We start from the raw sequence: 22,980 nt of genomic DNA, 5'->3' as shown, positions 1-22,980 counted from the left end.
CATGACCGACGAACAGTCCGACATCGCCGCGGCGGAGGGGCAGATCCCCGTCCTCGTCGCCAATCCGCTGCAGATCCCCGCCGGCGCCGACGGCGTCGAGGCGATCGCCGAGCTCGCCGCCAAGGCCAACGCCTTCGATCTGCGCTGGCTCGGCACCGACGGTCTCGGCACCAACCTGCCGCCCGAGGTCCCGATCCTCTACGATGCCGCCAAGGGGCAGGTGCGGAGCATCCGGCCGGAGATCGAGGCCTATCGCCTCGGCCCCGACCGGCGCCGCGGTACCGCCGAGGTCACCACCCTGAAGAGCTTCGCCGACCTTCTCGACCGCCACAAGGACGAGGGCTCGGCCGTCTTCGCCGTGACCACGTGGCCCGAGCCGCGCTTCGTCGGCGTGGTCGATTACCACGATCTCGACAACGAACCGCGGCACATGGAGCACCGCATCGTCTACCGCTTCCCGCTGACCCCGGAGTTCAAGACCTGGGTCGAGATGAACGGCAAGCGGATGGAGCAGGCCCTGTTCGCCGCCTTCCTCGAGGAGCACGCCGCGGAACTGGCGGCGCCGACGGAGGCCGAGATCGTCGAGTACGAGCGGCTGTTCAAGGAGCGCTTCGCGACGCCCGCCCATCTCCTGGAGCTGTCCCGTTCGCTCGAGGTGTTCGTCGGCGCCAAGGCCAAGCGCGCCGAGCGTCTGCAGACCGGCGAGCGCACCGTCGAGTTCGTCGAGGAGCACCGCAACGGCGCCGGCGAGAAGATCGAGATCCCCGGCATCTTCATGGTCTCCGTCCCGGCCTTCCTCGACGGCGACCCGATCCGCATCCCCGCCCGCCTGCGCTACCGCCTGGGCGCGGGCACCATCGAGTGGTTCTATCAGCTCTACCGCTGGGACTTCTGGCTCCGCGACCGCGTCCAGCAGGATCTCCTCTGGGTCGCCAAGCAGACCGAGCTCCCCTGTTTCGAGGGCACGCCCGAGACCACCCGTTCCGGCGCCTGACCGCGAGGTCGGCGCCGGCCCGGCCGGCGGGAAGCCCTCCCGCCGGCCACCCATCCCACCGGACGCATGGAGGGACACCTTGAACCTGCTGCCGATCCTGCTCTTTGCCGCCGGCGTCGCGACCGCGATCACCTCCACCCCGGGCGAAACCCTTCGGATCGTCGACGGTGACACCGTCGCCCTCGGCCGCGAGCGTATCCGTCTCGAATCGATCGATGCACCCGAGCGCTCGCGCCCGCACTGCCGCGCCGAGGCCGAGGCCGCCACGGCCGCGTCCGAGCGCCTCGCCGAGCTGCTCGACGTCGAAACGGTGACGATCGCCCGCCACGGTCGGGACCGCTACGGCCGCACCCTCGCCACTCTGACGACGCCCTCCGGCGACGTCGGCGCGGTACTGGTCGCAGAGGGTCTCGCACTCCCGTGGAGGCCGGGCAAGGCCGCTCACGACGAGCGGACCGCGCACTGGTGCGGGCCGGGCAATACCTCGTCGCCGTGATACTTCCCACGAGGAGTGACGATCGATGGCCGTACAGACCATCAACCTCCGTCTCACACCCCGGCGCCTCCTGAAGGCGAGCGAGGCGGCCGAATATTGCGGCCGATCGCGCAAGACCTTCGCAACGGAATGCCCGGTCGCTCCGATCGCCTTTCCGAACGGCGATCGGCTCTACGACATGCACGACCTCGACCGCTGGATCGACGCCCTGAAGGCCGGCGACACCGCCGACGACATCGTCGCGAGGCTCGGGTGACCGTCGTTCGCGTCAAGGGCTTCAAGATCTTCAAGGACCGCCACGGGCGGATGCGGTGCTATCACCGCGCCACCGGCACCCCTGTCGACCTCGTCAAGGCACCGCTCGGCACGGCCGAGTTCTTCGCGGCTTGCGCGACCATTGCGGCGACGCTGGCGGTGGCGCCGGATCCGAAGCCCGGGACGCTCGGGATGCTCGTGTCGCTCTACCGCGCTCACGACGCCTTCGCCGCGCTCGCCCCACGCACGCGCGCCGACTACCAGCGCATCTTCGACTACCTCAAACCGATCGCCGACACCCCCCTCTCGAGGTTCGACGCCCCGACCGTCGCCCGCATCCGCGACAAGGCCGGGCAGCGCGGACACCGCCACGGCAACTACGTGCGACAGGTCCTGTCCATCGTGTTCGCATGGGGCGCCGAACGCGGGCACGTGGCCGGCAACCCGGCCGCGCTCGTGAAGGGTCTGAAGCGGCCGAAGGATCGCCCGGACGCCAACCGGCCGTGGACCGACGCCGAGCTTCATGCCGTGCTCGCCGCCGCGCACCCGCACCTTCGCGCCGTCCTCGCCCTGATGGCCTACACCGGCCTCGGGCCGAAGGACGCCGTCAAGCTACCGCGATCGGCGCTGAAGGAGGGCCGGATCGCGACGCGGCGCTCCAAGACCGGCGAGGCCGTGTACTGGCCGTGCCCTTCGCCGCTCCTGGCCGAACTGGCGGCGATGCCCGCTCACGACGCCGTCACGCTCTGCGCGTCCTCGCGCGGCCGTCCGTGGTCGCAGGACGGCGTCCAGGTGGCTTTTCAGCGGATCAAGAAGGAGTTGGAGCCGGTGGGTGCGATCGGCCCCGGGCTGACGCTCTATGGTCTCCGGCACACCGTCGCGGTGATCCTTCGCGAGTGCGGGTTCGACGAGCGAACCATCGCCGACGCGCTCGGGCAGAAGACGATCGAGATGGCGCGCCACTACGCGAAGGGCGCCGACCTCACCCGCAAGATGGCCGGCGTCGTCGAGTCGTTCGACGCGGAGTTGAACAGACGAAGGGCGAAGCCTGTCAAGCCGGATTGAGAGAGTGTCGAACCCGCCCCGCGGTCGCGGACCTATCAGCCATATGCTCCCGCCGCATACAGGTTGTGACTCTTTCAGTTGATTTCCATCAACCATGCGCGTCATAGTGATGGTGAAGTCACGGCTTTTTCGTGGCGACTGCGGGGATTACATCATGATTTCAAGGCTTTTCACCGCCGCACTCGCGGCGGTGACCCTGTCCGGCTGCGCCACGGTGGTTCGCGGCGTCACGGAAGAAGTTCGCGTGGAGGTGGCTCCCTCGAACGCCCTGATTGCCACGTCGATCGGCCACACCTGCAAGGGCATCCCTTGTCGCCTCGAGGTCAGCCGCAAGACCGAGTTCTCGGTCACGGCCTCGGCGCCGGGCTATCGTGACGAGACCGTTTTCGTGAGCACGGCCATGTCGGGCGGCGGGGCCGCCGGCATCGCCGGCAACGTCCTGGTCGGTGGCGTCATCGGTGTCGGGGTCGATGCCGTGAGCGGAGCGACACTGTCGCACTCACCCAATCCCGTGTTGATCGCTCTCACGCCGGTTAATCCCAAGAACCCGGCCACCCCCTTCGTCAGCCGCGCAGATTTGCAAGCCAAGATCGACGCAGAGAAGCCGCCGGTCAAGAAATCCAAGCCGCCGGTCGGCTGATCTCTCCTGCCACGGGAGCGGTGATGATGATGCGCACGCAACGGGCCACCGTCGAATACATCGCGCCGCTCCTGTCGCAACTGGCGCAGATGGCCGAGCGCGACGGCCTGCCCGAGCTCGCCTATCTCCTCGCGATGGCGCGACAGGAAGCTGCCGACCTCGCAGAGCGTTTCGCTGACGCGGACGACTCGATGGAGTAGCTCCTCGCCGCCATTTGTTCTTGCACCCGGCAGGACCACCGTCGACGCGCTCGAACAGAGGACGATCGGGCGGTCAAATCACTATGCGCAGGGCTGCAATCCCACCCGGAGGATGGCCGCTGTCGTTGAGTCGCCCGACCCGGGGCTGAACAGACCGAGGACGTCGCTTGTCAAACCGGATCGAGAATGTGTCAAACCCGCCCCACGAACACGCAGGACGGCACCAAAAACCGCAAATATTTCAATGGAGAGGGGTGGTACAGCTGGCTGGGCTTGAACCAGCGACCTTCGGAGCCACAATCCGACGCTCTAGCCAACTGAGCTACAGCTGCACACGCGGGCGGAACCTAGTTCCATGCTTCCCGCTTTGCAAGCCCTTTCGCCATCTCGTCGACACGTCGGTCGAGCGGGCGCGCGCGGGCGGCGGGAGGGGCGCGGTCGAGCCGGGCGCCGGGGGCGCGGACGGCGTCGGCGGTGGCCGAAACGGGCGCGCCGCCGGTCCCGGCGGGGATCGGCGGCGCGCGGAGCGGACGGTCGGACGCCCGATCAGGCGGCCTTGATGTCCTTGACGAACTTGGTGAAGGCGTCCTTGACCGGCTGCGAGGACTCGGTGGCGAGCTTCTGCACCAGTTCCTGCATCTCCTTGGCCTGGGCGGTCGCCAGCTCGAACTGCTGACGGGCGAAGGCGCTCTGGAGCTCGATCACCTCGGCGAAGGTCTTCACGCCGAGCACGTCCTTGGCGAACTTGAAGGTGGCGTCGGCGTTGGCCTTGGCTGCCTCGAGCGCCTTGACGTTGATCGCGGTGATGCCGGTGCGGGTGGTCTCGATCTGATCCTCGATCAGGTCGGTGGCCTCCTCGGCGGCGGCGCGGAACTTCTCGTAGCCCTCCTTGGCCTGCTTCACCGACTTCTCGGCGGCGTCGCGGAACGCCTCGGGGAACTCGAGGTTGCCCATGGCGAAGGCCTCGAAGGTCTCGGCCTTCGGGGCGGCGGCGGGCTTGCGCGCGGCCTTGGGAGCGGCGGGGGCGGCAACGGCGGCGGTGGTCTTCTCGGCCTCGGTCATGACGATCTCCATCGATCTTGCGGGATCGGGTCCGCGATCCGGCGCCCACCCGGCGCCACGAAGACGCCGACGGGCGGGGACCCCGGACCGGCGGACCGGCCATCCGATCCCTGCGGTCAGGGTCGGGGAACACGCCCCGATCTCCTCGACACCGATATAGGCCAACTCATGTTGCATTGCAACATAATCGCTGCAACGCGAAGAGAGACGGGCTCGTCCCTTCGTCGCATGGGCGCCCCACGGGCGGGTCGGACGGCGTGCGGACGCACGAAAGCCGCCGGCGCGGGCGCCGGCGGATCCGGGCAAAGGGGGCCGCTTCCGCCGCGACCGGGCGGAGGGGTCAGCGGTCGAACGGCTTGGTGATGTCCTGGGCGGCGCGGATGGTCTGGTCGCCGAGGCTGCGGGCCTGGCGGCCGAGCCGCTCCATCTGCGCCTCGAGGAAGGCCTTCTGCAGCTGCACCGCCTCTTCCGGATTGCGCGCGCGCGTCAGGCGCTCGACGAGCGCGAAGGCCGCCTCGGCGGAGGCGCCGGCGAAGTCCAGCGTCTCGCGCGTCATGTCGCGGACGTGGCCGCGCATCTGCGAGCCGTTGTTCTCGAAGTTGGAGACCGTGCGCTGGGCGAGGCCCATCATGTCGTCGAAGGCCTTGCGCGCCTGCTCGACCGTCTTCTCGGCCGCGGCCCGGACGGTCTCCGTCGGATCGTCGGCGCCGTTCTCGTCAGCCATGGCAAGCTCCCTCGCACGAAACGATGTTACCCGTCGTCAGTTCACCACGAAGACGGGGGCGACGCAAACACGCCCTTCGGACGCGACCCGCCGGTTAAGGTTAGCGCCAGTTCGCGGGCGGGGCGGCGGCGGCGAGGATGGCCTCGCTTCGGCGGGCATATTATTAAGAGAGCGTTGACGAATGCGGACGCCGCGCCGTCGCCGCGCCACGGGGCGCGCCGGAGGTGGACCGCGGAAGGCCGGAACGGGAGTGGACGGCATGGCCGATCGGGCCGACAGCTTTATCGCGGCGGCGGCGGATCCGCAGCTCGCGGCGCTCGCCGCCGATCCGCGGCCGGCCGTTCTGTTCGATCGCGGCGGCACCCGGATCCTGTGGGCCAACGGCGCCGGCGCCGCTTATCTCGGCGTCTCCGACCCGGCTGCGCTCGCCCGTCGCGGCTTCGCCGCGGAGAGCGCCCCCGCGCGCCGCATCGCCACCCTCGCCCGCCAGCTGTCCGGCACCGAGGAGCGCACCGAACGCCTCGCCCTGCCGAAGGGCCTCTTGCCCCAGCCGGTGGTCTGCCGCGCCCGCCGCGTCGCCCTCGGCATCGAGCGCCACGTGCTGCTGGTGGTCGGCGACGGCACCGGCCGGCTCGACCCGGCGACGGCCGCGCGGCGCTACGAGGCGCTGACCGCGGCGGCCCGGCTCGCCGCGGCGCCGGCCGTGACCGAACTCTCCGCCGACATCGCCGGCGTGGCCGTTCCCGAGGACGCCCCGGCCGTGCCGGCCGTGCCTGCCCCCGCGCCGCGCGAGGCCGTCGCGGACGCCGCCGGCGAGACCATCCCGGAGGACGCGCCGGACGAGGGCGAGACCGCGCCCGGGACGGCAGCGGACGCCACGCCCGAACTCGCCGCTCGCGAGGCGGCCGTGGAGCCCGCCGAAGTCGCGACCGCCTCGACCGCGTCCGACGTCGCCGACGCTGTTCCGGTGCCGGCCGAACGCGCGGAGTCCGCACCCGGTGCGGTCGCGACGAAGGCAGCGGCATCGGCCCCCGCGGCGATCGCCGTCGCAGCCCCATCCGCGTCAGAAGTCCCTGCGGCAGCAAGCGTCTCGGACCCGGCCGACGCGACGGTGGACGCCGCCTTCACCGAGCCCGTCGCCGACGCCGACGCCGACGCTGACGGTATGTCGACGGTTGCTGCGGAATCGGACATCGCTGCCGGGATCGGCGAGCGGCCGGACCCGACAGTGTCGAACCCCACCGCTTCCCTGCCGGAGGCCGACGCCGCCATCGAACCCACCCCCGCCGAGGCGGTCGTGACGACCGGCGACGACGCCGACGCCGAAACCGACACCGGCGCGCCGATCGAGGCCGCGTCGGAGAGCGACGCGGCCGTCGAAGCCCCGGTGACCGACGACGCCGCGCCCGCCACCCCGGCCGAACCGACCTTCAAGGCGCCGACCCACGGCCGCGCCGTCCGCTTCGTGTTCGAGCTCGACGACGCCCTCGCCTTCCGCTTCGTCTCGGACGACCTCGCGGCCACCGTCGGCCCTCGCGCTGCCGACCTCGCGGGCCGACGGTGGCCGGACGTCGCCCGCGATTTCGGGCTCGATCCGCTCGGCCGGGTCGCCACGGCGCTCGGCCGGCGCGACACCTTCACCGGCCTGACGGTGGACTGGCCGGTGCAGGACGCCGCCGCGCGCGTGCCGGTCGACCTCGCGGGCATGCCGGTGTTCGGCCGCGACCGCGCCTTCAAGGGCTACCGCGGTTTCGGCATCGCCAAGTGCGGCGCGCTGTTCGCGGCGCCCGTCGCGGTGACGGCGGTGCTGGCGACGGCCGCACTCGCGACCGCCGCCGCCACGACCGCCGATACCTCGACCGACGACGCGCCGACGGCGAACGGCACCGATCTGCCCGCGGCCGAGGCGCCGGCGCTGGTCGAAGAGCCCGCGGTCGAGACCGTCGACACGCCGGTGGTGCCGCAGATCGCCGACGTCCCGACCGACCTCGGCGCCGGCTCGGACGAGGCCGCGGCCGAAGAGGCAGACGACGCGGCGTCGCCGCCCTGCGAGCCGAGCGACCTGCCCGCGGCCGAAGCCCCCGCTCTGGTCGAGGACTCCGAGACCGTCGAAATCGTGCACGCCCCCGGCGACGCGCCCGGTGTCGACGTGCCGCCCGAAGAAGTGGTGGACGATCTCGGCGGCGCCGCCTTCCGCGACGACGCCGACACGCCGGACGCCCCGCCGCCGCCCGCGCCACCGACCCCGCCCGCCGAACAGCCGTCGCCGCCCCGTCCCGACGAGGCGCCGGCGGGCCCGTCGACGCCGTCGGTCGAGCCGGCCGCGCCCGAGGTGCCGCCCGCGCCGCCGCCGGAAGCGCCCGCGCCGGCGCCGTCCGCCCCCGACACGGCTCCCGGTGCGCCCGAGGAAGTCCCTGCGGATCTGCCGGAGGAGGTCCCGGCCGGTGTGCCGGACGAGGCCCCGCTCGAGCGCCCGGACGAGGTCGCGCCGCCGGTCGTCGAGGAAACCGGCGCGCCGCTGCCGGACGAGATGCCCGCGCCGGTGATGCCGTCGGAGTTCGCCGCGCCGAGCCGCGTGGACGCCGAGGCGCCGACGCCGGACGAGACGGTCGCGCCGATGGCACCCGCCGCGTTCGCCGCGCAGGACCACTTGGGCACCGCGCCCGCGGGTTCGGCGACCGAGACGGGCCCCGAGGCCGGGGCCGACGACATGCCGGTGCCGATGGGCGCCGCCCGCGAGGTCGGCGAGATTCCCGCGCCGGCCCTTGCTGCGATCGGCGTCGAGTCGCCCCTCGCCGGGATCGGCACGCGGACCGCGGACGCGACCGCCGTCGCAACCGCGCCGACATCGACTGCCGAGCCGCAGACGATCGCCGACCCAGGCGAGACAACCAAGGCCGATAACTCCGAAGGCGCACCATCGGACACCCCGTCCGGAAGCACGGCCGCGGAGATCGTCGCCGTCGAGGCGGTTCCGGCTCCCAACGCCGACGAAGCCGTGGCGGAGACCGCCGAACGCGTCGCGGACGCGGTCGAGACCGTCGGCGAAGCGCCGGCCTTGGCCGACCACGCGGACCTGTCCACGACGGCCGAGCTTCCCGCCGCCGGGACGGCCACTGACTCGGTGGAGGCCCTGGCAGGGGAGACCGGCGGAACCGAGGCGGAGGCCGACGTCGACGAGCCCGCGGCTCCCGGCGTCGACGCCATCGAGATCGCCGATGCGCATACGTCCGGGCCCGCCGTCGTCGAGGCGAAGCCGGAACAGGTGAACGAGTTGGCCGCCGCGGCCGTGCCGCTTGCCCCCGAAGAGGCGGTGGCCGACGCCCGCTCGGACGAGGCACCCGTCACGATAGGCGCGGATGTGCCCGCCGCCACGGAGGCTCCGGCCGAGGTCGCTGCAGAGGTCGCCGAGATCGCGTCCGCCCCTCCGGTCCAACCGGCGATCGCCGAGATGATCCCGGCGGCCGTTGCCGATGCCGCCCCCACCGCACTCTTGGGGGACGCGCCCGCCGAGGCTCCCACGCTCGTCGAGGCGACCGCTACCCCCGACGACGCCGCAACCGACAGCCCGTCCGAGCCCGCGGCCGAACCGGTCATTGCCGCGCTCTCGACCGATGCAATCGACGAGGCCGACGCTCCGGCCACCGACGAGCCCGACGACGACGCCCCGGTGGTCGACGGCGTCGAGGCGGACGTCGCGTGGAGCGAGCGGACGACGGCCGAGGTGATCCCCTCCCCGATCGTGCCGCGCGCGGTGCCGAAGCCATTCTACTCCGACGCCGAGGCGGAGCGTCGCCAGCTGTCGCGGCCTGAGCGCGAGGCGTTCCAGAAGATCGCCGAGGCGCTCGGCGCGCGGCTCGAGGGCGGTGGACCGCTCGCCCCGGCCGGCGCCCTGCCCGAAGACGCCGAGGCATCTGCCGCGGCCGTCCCCACCGTCCCGGTGCCGCCGGCGCCGGCCGGGGTCGACTGCGCCCTGCTCGACCGGCTCCCGATCGCGATCGCGCTGCTGAAGGACGGCGAGGCGCTGTTCGTCAACCGCGCCTTCCTCGCCCTCACCGGCTACGACAGCGCCGCGGCGCTCGCGGACGCCGGCGGCATCTCCGCGGCCTTCGCGGGTTCCGCGCTGCCGCGCGACGCCTCGCTTCCGGCCCTGCGCCGGCGCGACGGCGTCGAGATCGCGGTCGCCGCCCGGCTGCACTCGGTGCCGGTCGACGGCGGCGCCGCCTCGATGCTCGTCATCCAGGAGACCGCGGCCGCCACCGGCGCGACCCGGGCCGCCAGCGCCGAGGCGCGTGCCGAGGAGCTCGAGGCCATCCTCGACACCGCCACCGACGGCGTCCTTGTGCTCGACCCCAAGGGCGTGGTGGTCGGCGCCAACCGTTCGGCCGAGGCGCTGTTCGGCACCGAGCGGTCGGCGATGGTCGGCGAGCCGCTGGTCTCGCTGCTCGCCCCCGAGAGCCACCGCGCCGCCATCGACTATCTCGACGGCCTGTCGCGCAACGGTCTCTCCAGCGTGCTCAACGACGGCCGCGAGGTGATCGGCCGGGTCCGCGGCGGCGGGCTGGTGCCGCTGTTCATGACGGTGGGCCGCGTCTCGGCGACGCGCTTCTGCGCGGTGCTGCGCGACATCACCCAGTGGAAGCGCGCCGAAGAGGAGCTGACCAACGCCAAGCGCGCCGCCGAGACGGCGTCGTCGCAGAAGTCGGAGTTCCTGGCCAAGATCAGCCACGAGATCCGCACGCCGCTCAACGCCATCATCGGCTTCTCCGAGGTGATGATGGAGGAGCGCTTCGGCCCGGTCGGCAGCGAGCGCTACAAGGAATACCTGCGCGACATCCACCTGTCCGGGGCTCACATCATGAGCCTCGTCAACGATCTGCTCGACCTCTCCAAGATCGAGGCCGGCAAGCTCGACCTCTCCTTCGAGGCGGTGGCGCCGAACGACGTCATCCGCGAATGCGTCGCGCTGATGCAGCCGCAGGCCAACCGCGAGCGCATCATCATCCGCACGTCGCTGTCGTCGAGCCTGCCGGCGGTGGTCGCCGACAGCCGCAGCCTGCGCCAGATCGTCCTGAACCTCCTGTCCAACGCCATCAAGTTCAACACGCCCGGCGGTCAGGTGATCGTCTCGACGCTCTACGAGGTCACCGGCGAGGTGGCGCTGCGCGTACGCGACACCGGCCCGGGCATGAGCGAGGACGACATCGCCAAGGCGCTGGAACCGTTCCGCCAGCTCCAGACCACCCGCCCCGGCCGCGGCACCGGCCTCGGCCTGCCGCTGACCAAGGCGCTGGTCGAGGCCAACCGCGCGAGCTTCCGGATCGACTCCACCGTCGGCCAGGGCACGCTGGTCCAGGTCACCTTCCCCTCGACGCGGGTGCTGGCGGAGTAGCCGCGCTGGTGGGTCGCGGCCGCGCAACCGAGACCGCCCGGTGCGGGGATACACCCGTCAGGACCGACCGTATCGACTGCGGGACAGGATGAATGGAAGCGACCTTCGAATGCCGCGACCGCGTGTTCCTCGTCGAGCGCTCCTCCGCCGGGGCGGTCTCGTGGACGGGCACCTTCGACGGCAGGCCGATCGAACAGGCGGTGATCACGCCGGATGGAAGATCGTGCATCCTTCTCCTGGGATCGCTCGGAGAGTCGGTGCCGTTGCGCGACAATCTCCTCTGCATCGACCGGGCCTGTGAAGTCCGATGGGTCGCTCGCCTGCGCGACGGCCTCGACTCGTTCGTCCACGTTTCCCTCGGCTCGACCGGCGTCCTGGCCAACACGTGGAGTGGCTATCGCGTCACGCTCGCCACGGATACCGGCAGCGAGATGGACCGCGAATTCGTCAAGTAGTCCAGCCGGAATGGGGCGTGCGAGAGGGAACACGCCTCCGGTCCGTATGCCGGCCCCGGTTCGAGCCGGTGGCTCACGGGCGATGGCCGGCTTCAACCGGGATCCAGAAGGCGCCCATGTCCGCCGGTGAGAGCCGTGACGGCGCCTTGCAGGGTCGCGCAGGGAGTCGGTGGCCCTCGCGATCGCATACGGGAGAACCCGTAAACCTAACTCTCCAACTCAGGATTTTCTTGCCATGCCAGCGACTTGGCGCCAGAATTTGGAAAAGTTCCAGTTCCAGAGACGGCCAAGCGTCTGAAAGGGTTCGATTTTTCAACCTTGACAGGCGCGACCCGCGACGGGCAGAACGCGAAGTGTCGACCGGCGTCCGGACCTCGGACGCTCCCCGATGACGGGGCCTTGAACCCCGCCGATTGGAGATGAACATGCTCGTGCACCGCCTTCTCGCGGCTTCCGCCGTGTCGCTCTGCCTCGCCGTCCCGGCCGTCGCCGCCGAGGTCAACTTCTACACGACCCGCGAACCCGGCCTGATCCAGCCGATCCTCGACCGCTACAGCGCGGAGACCGGCGTCAAGATCAACACGATCTTCGTCAAGGAGGGCCTCGCCGAGCGCGTCGAGGCCGAGGGCGCCAACTCGCCGGCCGACGTGCTGATGATGGTCGACTACGGCAATCTGATCGACCTCGAGGAGCGCGGCCTGACGCAGCCGGTGCAGTCCGCCGTGCTCGACGCCGCCGTGCCGGAGAACCTGCGCGATCCCGATCACAACTGGTTCGCGCTCTCCATGCGCGCCCGCGTGGTCTACGCCTCCAAGGAGCGCGTCACCGACAAGGCGATCACCTACGAGGATCTGGCCGATCCCAAGTGGGCCGGCAAGGTCTGCATCCGCTCGGGCCAGCATCCCTACAACACTTCGCTGATCGCGGCGATGATCGTGAAGGACGGCGAGCCGGCGACGAAGACCTGGCTCGAGGGCGTCAAGGCCAACCTCGGCCGCAAGCCGGGCGGCGGCGACCGCGACGTCGCCAAGGACATCCTGGCCGGCCTCTGCGACGTCGGCGTCGGCAACAGCTACTATGTCGGGCTGATGCGCTCCGGCAAGGGCGGCGACGAGCAGAAGACCTGGGGCGACGCCATCGACGTGATCCTGCCGACGTTCAAGGACGGCCTCGGCACCCACGTCAACATCGCCGGCGCGGCGATCGCAAAGCACGCCCCGAACCGGGACGAGGCGGTCAAGCTGCTGGAATACTTCGCCTCCGACGAGGCCCAGGAGATGTTCGCCAAGGCGAACTACGAGTATCCGGTCAAGGCCGGCGTCGCCGCCGATCCGATCATCGCCGCGCTCGGCACGCTGAAGATCGACAAGGAGTCGCTGCAGGAGGTCGCCGCCCAGCGCAAGGCGGCGAGCCTGCTCGTCGACGACGTCGGCTTCGACAACTGAGGCGATCGCCGATGGCACGAGGCCGCCCGGCGGCGTCCGGATCCGAGAGCGTGGCGCGGGCACCCGGCGGACGTCCGCCGGGTGCCCGCGACGCCAGCGCGCTCCCCTGGCTGATCGCCAGCGGCCTCGTCGTCCTCGCCGTGCTCGCCCCCTTCGGCGGCCTCGTGTTCTACGCCCTGCGCGGTTCGGGCGATCTCTGGCCGCATCTGGTCGGCACCATCCTGCCCCAGGCGATCGGCACCACCGCGCTGCTGCTCGCCGGCGTCGGCATCGCCGTCTCGGTGATGGGCGTCGGCCTCGCCTGGCTGGTGGCGAACTACCGCTTCCCCGGGCGCCGCATGCTGGAATGGGCGCTGCTGCTGCCGCTGGCGGTGCCGTCCTACATCGTGGCCTACGCCTATCTCGACGTGCTGCACCCGCTCGGACCGGTGCAGTCGACGCTCAGGATGCTCCTCGGCATCTCGAGCCCGCGCGGCCTGTGGTTCCCGGAGATCCGCTCGCTCGGCGGCGCGATCTTCGTGCTGTCCTTCATCCTCTACCCCTACGTCTACCTGCCGGCGCGGGCGCTGTTCCTGATGCAGTCGCCTGCGATGGTCGAGGTGGCGCGCACGCTCGGCCGCTCGCGCACCGCGGTGTTCTTCAAGGTGGCGCTGCCGCTGGCGCGGCCGGCGGTGGCGATCGGCGCCAGCCTCGCCCTGATGGAGGCGCTGAACGACATCGGTGCCTCCGAATTCCTCGGCGTGCGCACGCTGACGGTGGCGATCTACACCACCTGGGTCACGCGCTCCTCGATCGAGGGCGCCTCGCAGATCGCCCTGGTGATGCTGGCGCTGGTGATGGCGCTGGTGATCCTCGAGCGCCGCGGCCGCCGCCGCCAGCGCTACGTCGCGCGCTCGGCGCGGGCGCGCACGGCGGTGCCCACCGCCATCGTCGGCTGGCGCGCCCCGCTTGCCACCCTGGTGGCGAGCCTGCCGATCGTGATCGGCTTCGCCGTGCCGGCGAGCTACCTCGTCTACCACGCCGGCCTGCGCGTCGCCGAAGGCGGGATCCCGCCCGCCCTCGCCGGCTGGGTGCTGAACACGGTGACGGCGGCCGCCGGCGCCACGGTGGTCGCGATCGCGCTCGGGCTCCTCGTCGCCTACACCGGCCGCTTCGCCCGCCACGCCGCGGCGCCGGTGCTGGTGCGCCTGTCCGGCCTCGGCTACGCGGTACCGGGCACCGTGCTCGCGGCCGGCATGCTGATGCCCTTCGCCACCCTCGACAACGCCATCGCCGACGCGATGCGCGCGCTCACCGGCGCCCGCGTCGGATTGGTGCTGTCCGGGCTCGGCGTGGTGCTGATCGCCGGCTACGTCATCCGTTTCCTCGGTGTCGCCACCGGCGGCATCGAGGCCGGTCTCGCCAAGATCTCGCCCTCGCTCGACATGGCCGCCCGCTCGCTCGGCTGCCGGCCGGCGCGGACGGTGTGGCGCATCCACGTGCCGCTGATCCGGCCGGCGATCGCCGCAGCGGCGCTGTTGGTGTTCGTCGACTGCATGAAGGAACTGGCGCTGACGCTACTCTTGCGCCCGCTCGGCTTCGAGACGCTGGCGACCACCGTCTACGCCGAGGCGGCGCGCGGCACCTACGAGGACGGTTCGGTCGCCGCCCTGATGATCGTGCTGGTCGGCCTCGGCCCGGTGATCCTGCTCGCCCGCACCAGCTTCCGCGACGGCCCCGCCGGCGCCCGCCGCCGCGGCGCCTCGTCGACCACCGCGGCGGCGGTGACCGCGGGCGAGTTGCCGGCAGTCTGATAGCCGCCGGATCCTCCGGGAACACGACGGGCCGATCGCCTCGGTAGAGCCGGCGACGCCGGAGCGACGTACTCTCGGATCGGGCGGGTCGTCCGGCCCGTACGACACCGCGGTTCTCGGGACCACCCCATTGTCCGGAAGCCATTGTCCCGCGAACGCCGAGCGGCCGTCGCGCATCGGGGCGCCCCCGCAGAAGGGGCGCCCCGATGGTCGCGACGGCCGATCGATTTCCGTCAGTGCGTTCAGCCGCCCGCCGCAGCCGCGCGCTCGGCGCGCTCGCGCTCGAGTTCGCTGCGCTTGGTCAGCACCGACGCGGCGACGACGCCGCAGGCCACCACCGCGATCAGGATCGTGGAGACGGCGTTGATCTCCGGCGTCACGCCGAGGCGGACCTGGCTGTAGATCTTGATCGGCAGCGTGGTCGCGCCCGGACCGGTGTTGAAGCTGGCGATCACGAGGTCGTCGAGCGAGAGCGTGAAGGCCAGCATCCAGCCGGCCACCACCGCCGGCAGGATCAGCGGCAGCGTGATCTGGAAGAAGGTCCGGACCGGCGGGCAGCCGAGATCGAGCGCGGCCTCCTCGAGGCTGCGGTCGAAGGTGACGAGCCGCGACTGCACCACCACCGCGACGAAGCACATGGTGAGCGTGGTGTGCGCGATCGTCACCGTCCAGAAGCCGCGGTCGAAGCCGATCGCGACGAACAGCAGCAGCAGCGACAGGCCGGTGATCACCTCCGGCATCACCAGCGGTGCGTAGACCATCGCCGAGAACAGCGTCCGCCCGGGGAAGCGGGTGAAGCGGTCGAGCGTCAGCGCCGCCATGGTGCCGAGGACGGTGGCGAAGGTCGCCGAGAGCACGCCGACGCGCAGCGTGACCCAGGCCGCGTCCTTGATCGCCTCGTTGTGCCACAGCGAGGCATACCACTTGGTCGAGAAGCCGCCCCAGACGGTGACGAGCTTCGATTCGTTGAAGGAGAACACCACCAGGATCAGGATCGGCAGGTAGAGGAAGGCGAAGCCGACCACGAGCGAGGTGACGTTGAACCAGGAGAGCTTGCCGTTGTTCATGCCGCCCTCCCCTCAGACGCGCTTCTGGTAGTTCTGGAAGATCACGATCGGCACCACCAGGATCACGAGGAGGACGACCGCCACCGCCGACGAGACCGGCCAGTCGCGGTTGTTGAAAAACTCGTTCCAGAGCGTCTTGCCGATCATCTTGGTCGAGGCGCCGCCGAGCAGGTCTGGGATCACGAACTCGCCGACGATCGGGATGAAGCAGAGGAACGAGCCCGCGATCACGCCGGGCAGCGACAGCGGGAAGGTGATCACCCAGAACGACTTCATGGGCGGGCAGCCGAGGTCCGAGGCGGCCTCGAGCAGCGTGGCGTCGAGCTTCTCCAGCGCCGAGTAGAGCGGCAGCACCATGAAGGGCAGGTAGGAGTAGACGATGCCGATGAAGACCGCCGTCTCGGTGTTGTAGATGCGCACCTGCTCGTCGGGGCCGAGGACGTGCAGCGTCTGCAAGAGCAGCGTCAGCAGGCCCTCCGGCTTCAGGATGCCGATCCAGGCGTAGACGCGGATCAGGAAGCTGGTCCAGAACGGCAGGATCACCAGCATCACCAGCATCGGCCGGAGCGACTTCGGCGCCCGCGCCATGGCGTAGGCGACCGGGTAGCCGATCAGCAGCAGGAGCAGCGTGGAGATCGCGGCGATGCGCAGCGACGACAGGTAGGACGAGTAGTAGAGCGCGTCCTCGGTCAGGAAGACGTAGTTGTCGAAGGAGAGTTCGGAGAGCTTCTGCCCGAGCGTGGCGAGGCCGTCGAACACCGGCGTGTAGGGCGGCATCGCGATCGCCGTCTGCGACAGCGAGATCTTCGCGATGATGAAGAACGGGGCCAGGAAGAAGACCACGCTCCACAGATACGGCACCAGGACGACCAGCCAGCGCGACTTCGGCGCGCCGCCGGCGGGGGAGGACTCGTCGGCCATCTCTGCCTCCCTCACTTGATCAGGACGAGACCGGCGTCGCGCGGCCAGGACAGCGTCACCTTGTCGTCCCAGGTGATCGGCCGCTCGACCACGCGGGTGCGGTTGGCGATCGTCGCCTTGACCACCGTGCCGTTCGGCAGCTTGACGCGGTAGACCGAGACGTCGCCGAGATAGCCGATGTCCCAGACCTCGCCGGTGATCGCGTTGACGGCGCCGGGCGCCGGCGGATCGAGCGAGATCGTCACCTTCTCCGGGCGGATCGCGAACCAGGCGGTGTCACCGACCTTGCCGCCGCCGGCGTGCTCGGCCTCGATCGCGATGCCGATGGTCTCGCATTGGAGCCGGGCCGAGCCGCCGCCGATCGCGGCGATCTTGCCCTCGACGATGTTGATGTCGCCGATGAAGTCGGCGACGTATTTGGTGGCCGGCTGCTCGTAGATCTCCGCCGGCGGGGCGATCTGGATCATCTTGCCGTGGTCCATCACCGCGATGCGGTCGGACACGGTCATCGCCTCCTCCTGGTCGTGGGTCACGATCACGAAGGTGAGGCCGAGTTGGACCTGGAGATCCATCAGTTCGAACTGGGTCTCCTCGCGCAGCTTCTTGTCGAGCGCGCCGAGCGGCTCGTCGAGCAGCAGCACCTTGGGGCGCTTGGCGAGCGAACGGGCGAGCGCGACGCGCTGGCGCTGACCGCCGGAGAGCTGGTGCGGCTTGCGCTTGGCGAAGGGCTCCAGCTTGACGAGGCGCAGCATCTCGGCGACGCGCTTGTCGATGTCGGCCTTCGGCAGGCCGTCCTGCTTGAGGCCGAAGGCGATGTTCGCCTCGACGCTCATGTGCGGGAACAGCGCGTAGGACTGGAACATCATGTTGACCGGGCGCCGATAGGGCGGCACCCCGGCGAGCGCCTTGCCGTCGAGCAGGATCCGGCCCTCGGTCGGCTCCTCGAAGCCGGCGAGCATGCGCATCAGCGTGGTCTTGCCGCAGCCGGACGGCCCGAGCAGCGAGAAGAACTCGCGCTCGTAGATGTCGAGCGTGAGGTTGTCGACGGCGACGAAGTCGCCGAAGCGCTTCGTGACGTTCTCGAACCGGATGTAGGGCTTGGCGCCCGGCTCGTCCCACGGTGCGAACTTGCGCTTCACCGGCCCCAGCGTCTTCGCCATGACGGCACCCACCCCTCTTGTCGTTGTCGCGTCCCGTCGGGTCGCCCCCGACGTGCCGACGCCCGGCACGGGGCCGGGCGTCGGGTGGTCTCTTCGATCAGGAACCGGTCTTCACCGCGGTCCAGACCCGGGTCAGCACGCGCTGGGACTTCGGGTCGTAGGGCGAGATCGTGAAGAGCCGCTTCACGACGTCTGCCGGCGGGTAGACCGCGGGATTGTCGATGATCGCCTTGTCGATGAACTGCTGCGAGGCGAGGTTGCCGTTGGCGTAGGCGACGTAGTTCGAGGCCTTGGCGATCACCTCGGGCTTCAGCAGGTAGTTGATGAAGGCGTGCGCCTCGTCGACGTGCTGGGCGTCGGCGGGGATGGCGAGGTTGTCGAACCACATGTAGGTGCCCTCGACGGGGATGTGGTAGTCGACCTTGACGCCGTTCTTGGCCTCTTCGGCGCGCGTGGCGGCCTGCAGCACGTCGCCCGACCAGCCGAGCGCGAGGCAGATGTCGCCGTTGGCGAGCGCGTCGATGTAGGCCGACGAGTTGAACTTCTGGATGTAGGGGGCGACGGACTTCCAGAGTTCGCCGGCGGCCTCGAGATCGGCCGGGTCCTTGCTGTCTGGATCCTTGCCGAGATAGTTCATGGCGATCGCCAGCGTCTCGTCAGGCGCGTCGAGCACGCTGATGCCGCAGTCCTTGAACTTGGCGGCCCAGGCCGGGTCGAAGATCATCTTCAGGCTGTCGACCGGCGCGTCGGGCGCGATCGCCTTGATCTTGTCGACGTTGAGGCCGATGCCGGTGGTGCCCCACATGTAGTTGACGGCGTATTCGTTGCCCGGGTCGTACTTGGCGAGCCGCGCCGCGATGTCGGGCCAGACGTTGACGAGGTTCGGCAGCTTGGCCTTGTCGAGCTTCTGGAACACGCCGGCCGTGATCTGACGGGCGAGGAAGGGACCCGTGGGCACCACCACGTCGTAGCCCGAGCCGCCCGCGAGCAGCTTCGTCTCGACGAGCTCGTTGGAATCGAACACGTCGTAGACGACCTTGATCCCGGTCTCCTTGGTGAAGTCCTCGAGGATGGTCGGGTCGATGTAGTCCGACCAGTTGTAGACGTTGACGACGCGGTCCTCGGCGGCGGCACCGCCGACGCCGAGCATCACGGCCGCCACGCCGGCGAGCACCGTGTTGCGGATCTGGCTCATCCCTGCACCCTCTCTCTGCGGGCATCCGTCCCTGCGAATGCCCTTCGTCGATTTCGGAGCGACCGTCCCGCGCCCCACGCCGCCGGCCACCGGAGACGAGCCTAGGCCAAGACCGATCGGTCCGACAACAGCTTCCCGCGCCCGCGAACGCCTCGTTCCACCACCGCCGCCGTCACAAATAGGTCGACCGTTCGAGCGGCGTGATCTCGTCCAGGAAGGCGGCGAGCTCGGCGCGCTTGACCGCGGCGAACACCTTGCGCCAGCCGGTGCCGAAGCCCCGGCGGACGAAGTCCGACGTCTCGAAGGTGGCGATCGCCGACGCCATGTCGCGCGGCAGCTGCGGGATCGCGCTGACGTTGTCGTCGCCGTTGACCGGCGGCTGCACCCGCGCCTCGCGCTCGAGGCCGTCGGCCATGCCGTTCAGCACCGCCGCCATGACGAGATAGGGGTTGGCGTCGGCGCCGGCGACGCGGTGCTCGAGGCGCCGGGCGTAGGGCTCGGAATTGGGCACACGGATCGCGACAGTGCGGTTGTTGTAGCCCCATGAGGCCCTGGTCGGGGCGTGGGCGCCGGGGCGCAGCCGGCGATAGGCGTTGAAGGTGGGCGCGAATACCAGCGTCGAGGCGGCCATGCCGTCGACGAGGCCGGCGATCGCCTGCTCAAGCCGCTGCGTGCCGCGGGCGGGGTCGGCGAAGACGTTGACGCCGTCGCGGTCGACCAGACTGGCGTGGACGTGCATGCCGTTGCCGGGCCGGTCGATCCAGGGCTTGGCCATGAAGGTGGCGCGCAAGCCGCGGCGGCGGGCGATCTCGACGATCAGCCGCTTCAGCATCACCGCGTCGTCGGCGACGCCGAGCGCGTCCGGCTTGTGGCGGAGGTTGACCTCGAACTGCCCGGCGGCGGCCTCCGACACGATGGTGTCGATCGGCAGGCCCTGGACGGCGGCGGCGGCGCGGATGTCGGCGAACAGGTCCTCGTAGATCGCGAGGTCGTCGAGGCCGTAGGTATTCGGCCGCTCCGGCCCCGGCGTGCCGGACAGCACCGGCAGGGCCTCGCCCTGGCGCTCGGGATCGATCAGGTAGAACTCGAGCTCGAAGGCGGCAACGGCGCGAAGGCCGAGCCGGGCGAGCCGCTCGACCGCGGCGGCGAGCTGCTGGCGCGGATCGAGCGTCCACGGCGCCCCGGCGTCGAGGTGCATCGACACCAGCGCCTGCGCCGTCGGCCGGCGCGCCCAGGGCACGCGGCGGATCGAGCCCGGCACCAGCCGGCAGACGCCGTCGCCGTCGCCGGTCTCGAAGGACAGGCCCGCCGCCGGCACGTCGCGCCCCCAGACGTCGAAGCCGAACAGCGACAGCGGCATCGCGATGCCGGCGCTGGCGGCCTTGGCGAGACTCTGCGGCGGCGCCCACTTGCCCCGGACGACGCCGTTGGAATCGGTGATCAGGTACTCGACGCTCTCGACGTCCGGATGCGCCTTCAGGAAGCGCCTCGCCTCGTCGTCCGCCATGTCGGTCAGGGCCTTGACCAAGATGTCCTCGTCGCTGGAGCGGGGCGGAAGCCGGGTCGCACCCCGCCGCCGCCGTCCGCTCTGACCGCACCGCCGACCGCTTCCGCACGATCGGCGCCGAACCCTCGCAAGATCGGTGCCGAAAATCGGCGCCCCGCCGTCTTTGTTGTTGCGTTCGGAACACTATGTGATCACAAACTTGCAAGCGGGGTCAAGCGAAGGAGACGACCGGCATGGCGCGGACGGCGGGTGGGGAGGCGGACGAGACGGGCATCGCCGACGCCGACGCGGCGGGGACCGAGGCGCCGATCCGCTCGGCGGTGCGCGAACGCGTCACCCTGTCGCTGCGCGAGGCGCTGATCATCGGTCGGATCCAGCCGGGCCGTCCCGTGACCCTGCGCGGCCTCGCCGAGCAGCTCGGCGTCAGCCCGATGCCGGTGCGCGAGGCGATCCGCGGCCTCGCCGCCGAGCGCGCCCTCGACATTTCCGAGAGCGGGCGCATCGCCGTGCCGCGGATGACCGAGCAGCGTTTCTGCGAGATCCTGGAGGCGCGCGCCCTGCTCGAGCCCAAGGCGGCCGCCCTCGCCGCCCCGAACATCGGCCGCGAGCACGTCCGCCAGCTGAAGCAGATCGACGACGCCATCGACGTCAGCCTCGTCTCCGGTGACGTCGAGAGCTACATGCGCCAGAACCACGCCTTCCACTTCACCATCTACCGGCAGTCGCGCTCGGACGTGTTCCTGCCGCTGGTGGAGGCGGTGTGGTTGCGCTTCGGCCCGTTCATGCGGATGATCTACGGCCGGGTCGGTACGACCGGCCTCGTCGACCACCACAAGGCGGCCATCCGCGCCGCCGCCGACGGTGACGCCGACGGCTTGGCGCAGGCGATCCTGCTGGACATCCGCGAGGGCATGGAGCTGATCGGCGAGGCGCTCGAGGCGGAGGCGGCGCTGCCCGAAAAGAAGGCGGGCCGCAGCCGCCGGACCTGATCGCGACGGCGCCGGCGCGGGCCGGATTGACAAGCCGCACATTTGTGATCACAAATGACCGTGACAGAGACGCGCACCGCCCCTCCGGCGCCGGTGCATTCCGCCGGTCCGGACGGGACCGGCGGCGTCGCCGACCACGCGAGACCCGACGCATGACCGCCCTCACGCCCTCCGGCCAGACCGCCACCGGTCAGGACCGCGCCACCAGTTCGCTGCGTGGCGTCGCCAGCGCCGAGGAGGCCAAGCTGTGGCTGCGCGAGCGCGGCATCGAGGACATCGAGTGCATGGCCCCCGATCAGGCGGGCGTGGCGCGCGGCAAGCTGATGCCGGCCGACAAGTTCTTCGGCAGCCCGACCATGTCGATCCCGACGTCGGTGTTCGCCCAGACCATCACCGGCGAATACCCGGCCGAGGACGCCAGTTTCAAACAGGACCCGACCGACGGCGACATCCTGCTGAAGCCCGATTTCTCGACGCTGGCCGTGGTGCCCTGGGCCTCCGACCCGACGGCGCAGATCATCCACGACGCCTACACCCGCGACGGCCGCCCGGTCGACATCGCGCCGCGCCAGCTCCTGAAACGGATCACCGCGCTCTACGACCGCGAGGGCTGGACCCCGGTGGTGGCGCCGGAGATGGAGTTCTACCTCGTCAAGCAGAACAAGGACCCGGACTACCAGCTCGAGCCGCCGGTCGGCCGCTCGGGCCGCGCCGAGAGCGGCCGGCAGTCCTATTCGATCCAGGCCGTCAACGAGTTCGACGACCTCTTCGACGACATCTACGACTTCTCCGAGGCGCAGGGGCTCGAGATCGACACGCTCATCCACGAGGAGGGCGCGGCGCAGATGGAGATCAACCTGCGGCACGGCGATCCGCTGCAGCTCGCCGATCAGGTGTTCCTGTTCAAGCGCACGATCCGCGAGGCGGCGCTGCGCCACAACATGTACGCCACCTTCATGGCCAAGCCCATGAGCCGCGAGCCCGGCTCTGCGATGCACATCCACCAGTCGGTGGTCGACGCCGCCACCGGCCGCAACATCTTCTCCAACGAGGACGGCACGCCCTCGTCCGACTTCTTCGCCTTCATCGCGGGACAGCAGAAGTACCTGCCGTCGGTGATGTGCATGCTGGCGCCCTACGTCAACAGCTACCGCCGGCTCGCCCGCGGCACCGCGGCGCCGATCAACGTCCACTGGGGCTACGACAACCGCACCGTCGGCATCCGCGTGCCGAACTCCGGGCCGCAGGCGCGGCGCGTCGAGAACCGGGTGCCGTCGTCGGACGCCAACCCGTATCTCGCCCTCGCCGCCTCGCTCGCCTGCGGCTACCTCGGCATCAAGGAGGAGCTGTCGCCGGAGGACCCGATCGACGGTTCCGCCCGCCACCTGCCCTTCGGCCTGCCCCGCGGCCTGCTCGAGGCCCTCGCCCTGTTCGAGGAGACCGAGGAGCTCGCCGACATCTTCGGCCAGCGCTTCGTCTCGACCTACCGCGCGATCAAGCAGCAGGAATACGAGACCTTCATGCAGGTGATCTCCAGCTGGGAGCGGGAGTATCTGCTGCTGAGCGTCTGACGACGCGGCAGTCGGCAGTAGGCAGTCGGCAGTAGGGGGCGTCGAGCGT

At 70.6% G+C, this 22,980-nt stretch carries 19 protein-coding genes and 1 tRNA gene; 12 read left to right on the top strand and 8 right to left on the bottom strand.

Annotation, left to right across the window (positions count from 1 at the left end; translation table 11 throughout):
• The first annotated feature begins 1 nt into the window (after nt 1).
• From EDD54_RS11010 to EDD54_RS22945, 6 genes are all read left to right on the top strand, one after another.
• On the top strand, nt 2-994 hold the full coding sequence (locus EDD54_RS11010; RefSeq protein ID WP_126541212.1) for a DUF2303 family protein: 993 nt from the start codon (nt 2-4) through the stop codon (nt 992-994).
• Nucleotides 995-1,073: 79 nt separating this feature from the next.
• On the top strand, nt 1,074-1,490 hold the full coding sequence (locus EDD54_RS11005) for a thermonuclease family protein (protein WP_245515727.1): 417 nt from the start codon (nt 1,074-1,076) through the stop codon (nt 1,488-1,490).
• A 25-nt stretch (nt 1,491-1,515) separates the two neighbouring features.
• Nucleotides 1,516-1,746, top strand: a complete 231-nt coding sequence (locus tag EDD54_RS11000) for a hypothetical protein (RefSeq protein WP_126541211.1) — start codon at nt 1,516-1,518, stop codon at nt 1,744-1,746.
• A complete protein-coding gene (locus EDD54_RS10995; protein WP_126541210.1) occupies nt 1,743-2,810 on the top strand; it encodes a tyrosine-type recombinase/integrase in 1,068 nt (355 codons plus the stop codon). Before EDD54_RS11000 ends, EDD54_RS10995 begins: the two co-directional genes overlap by 4 nt.
• A 154-nt stretch (nt 2,811-2,964) precedes the next feature.
• The gene (locus tag EDD54_RS10990; protein WP_126541209.1) at nt 2,965-3,450 is read left to right on the top strand and encodes a translation initiation factor 2; all 486 of its coding nucleotides are present in this window, start codon (nt 2,965-2,967) and stop codon (nt 3,448-3,450) included.
• 23 nt (nt 3,451-3,473) lie between these two features.
• Nucleotides 3,474-3,650, top strand: coding sequence for a hypothetical protein (locus tag EDD54_RS22945; protein WP_165644764.1), 177 nt, complete (start codon nt 3,474-3,476; stop codon nt 3,648-3,650).
• 255 nt (nt 3,651-3,905) lie between these two features.
• On the opposite strand, the gene EDD54_RS10985 is transcribed toward EDD54_RS22945, so the two are convergent.
• The 3 genes from EDD54_RS10985 to EDD54_RS10975 all read right to left on the bottom strand — a co-directional run bounded on the left by EDD54_RS10985 (nt 3,906) and on the right by EDD54_RS10975 (nt 5,436).
• A tRNA-His gene (locus tag EDD54_RS10985) sits at nt 3,906-3,982 on the bottom strand.
• Between the two features lie 214 nt (nt 3,983-4,196).
• Complete coding sequence (locus EDD54_RS10980; RefSeq protein ID WP_207620519.1) at nt 4,197-4,712, bottom strand: phasin; 516 nt, start codon at nt 4,710-4,712, stop codon at nt 4,197-4,199.
• 340 nt (nt 4,713-5,052) lie between these two features.
• A complete protein-coding gene (locus EDD54_RS10975; RefSeq protein WP_126541207.1) occupies nt 5,053-5,436 on the bottom strand; it encodes a phasin family protein in 384 nt (127 codons plus the stop codon).
• A gap of 259 nt (nt 5,437-5,695) precedes the next feature.
• Here EDD54_RS10975 and EDD54_RS23205 point away from each other — a divergent pair, with 259 nt between their 5' ends.
• From EDD54_RS23205 to EDD54_RS10955, 4 genes are all read left to right on the top strand, one after another.
• Nucleotides 5,696-10,828 carry an ATP-binding protein gene (locus EDD54_RS23205; RefSeq protein WP_208112177.1) on the top strand — a complete coding sequence of 1,711 codons (5,133 nt, stop codon included), beginning with the start codon at nt 5,696-5,698 and terminating at the stop codon, nt 10,826-10,828.
• Between the two features lie 92 nt (nt 10,829-10,920).
• Nucleotides 10,921-11,283: a hypothetical protein gene (locus tag EDD54_RS10965; RefSeq protein WP_126541206.1), complete on the top strand. Its 363-nt coding sequence runs from the start codon at nt 10,921-10,923 to the stop codon at nt 11,281-11,283.
• A 425-nt stretch (nt 11,284-11,708) separates the two neighbouring features.
• On the top strand, nt 11,709-12,728 hold the full coding sequence (locus tag EDD54_RS10960; RefSeq protein ID WP_245515726.1) for a Fe(3+) ABC transporter substrate-binding protein: 1,020 nt from the start codon (nt 11,709-11,711) through the stop codon (nt 12,726-12,728).
• Nucleotides 12,729-12,739: 11 nt separating this feature from the next.
• Complete coding sequence (locus tag EDD54_RS10955; RefSeq protein WP_126541204.1) at nt 12,740-14,521, top strand: ABC transporter permease; 1,782 nt, start codon at nt 12,740-12,742, stop codon at nt 14,519-14,521.
• Nucleotides 14,522-14,763: 242 nt separating this feature from the next.
• Here EDD54_RS10955 and EDD54_RS10950 read toward each other — a convergent pair whose 3' ends face one another.
• The 5 genes from EDD54_RS10950 to EDD54_RS10930 form a co-directional block, all read right to left on the bottom strand.
• Nucleotides 14,764-15,588 carry an ABC transporter permease gene (locus EDD54_RS10950; protein WP_126541203.1) on the bottom strand — a complete coding sequence of 275 codons (825 nt, stop codon included), beginning with the start codon at nt 15,586-15,588 and terminating at the stop codon, nt 14,764-14,766.
• 12 nt (nt 15,589-15,600) lie between these two features.
• Nucleotides 15,601-16,509, bottom strand: coding sequence for an ABC transporter permease subunit (locus EDD54_RS10945; protein ID WP_126541202.1), 909 nt, complete (start codon nt 16,507-16,509; stop codon nt 15,601-15,603).
• Between the two features lie 11 nt (nt 16,510-16,520).
• Nucleotides 16,521-17,669: an ABC transporter ATP-binding protein gene (locus tag EDD54_RS10940; protein ID WP_126541201.1), complete on the bottom strand. Its 1,149-nt coding sequence runs from the start codon at nt 17,667-17,669 to the stop codon at nt 16,521-16,523.
• Nucleotides 17,670-17,766: 97 nt separating this feature from the next.
• On the bottom strand, nt 17,767-18,819 hold the full coding sequence (locus EDD54_RS10935) for a polyamine ABC transporter substrate-binding protein (RefSeq protein ID WP_245515745.1): 1,053 nt from the start codon (nt 18,817-18,819) through the stop codon (nt 17,767-17,769).
• 217 nt (nt 18,820-19,036) lie between these two features.
• Nucleotides 19,037-20,392, bottom strand: coding sequence for a glutamine synthetase family protein (locus tag EDD54_RS10930; protein ID WP_245515724.1), 1,356 nt, complete (start codon nt 20,390-20,392; stop codon nt 19,037-19,039).
• A 212-nt stretch (nt 20,393-20,604) separates the two neighbouring features.
• Between EDD54_RS10930 and EDD54_RS10925 the strand changes: the two genes are divergently transcribed.
• Complete coding sequence (locus EDD54_RS10925; protein ID WP_126541199.1) at nt 20,605-21,360, top strand: GntR family transcriptional regulator; 756 nt, start codon at nt 20,605-20,607, stop codon at nt 21,358-21,360.
• A gap of 152 nt (nt 21,361-21,512) precedes the next feature.
• Nucleotides 21,513-22,931 (top strand): glutamine synthetase family protein, encoded by a 1,419-nt coding sequence (locus tag EDD54_RS10920; RefSeq protein ID WP_126541198.1) that lies wholly within the window; start codon nt 21,513-21,515, stop codon nt 22,929-22,931.
• The last annotated feature ends 49 nt before the right edge of the window (nt 22,932-22,980 follow it).

Origin of the sequence: Oharaeibacter diazotrophicus (genome assembly GCF_004362745.1) — a bacterium.
GTDB lineage: Bacteria > Pseudomonadota > Alphaproteobacteria > Rhizobiales > Pleomorphomonadaceae > Oharaeibacter > Oharaeibacter diazotrophicus.
Note: the sequence above shows the minus strand (reverse complement) of the source record. Positions and strands in the feature narration are given on the sequence as shown.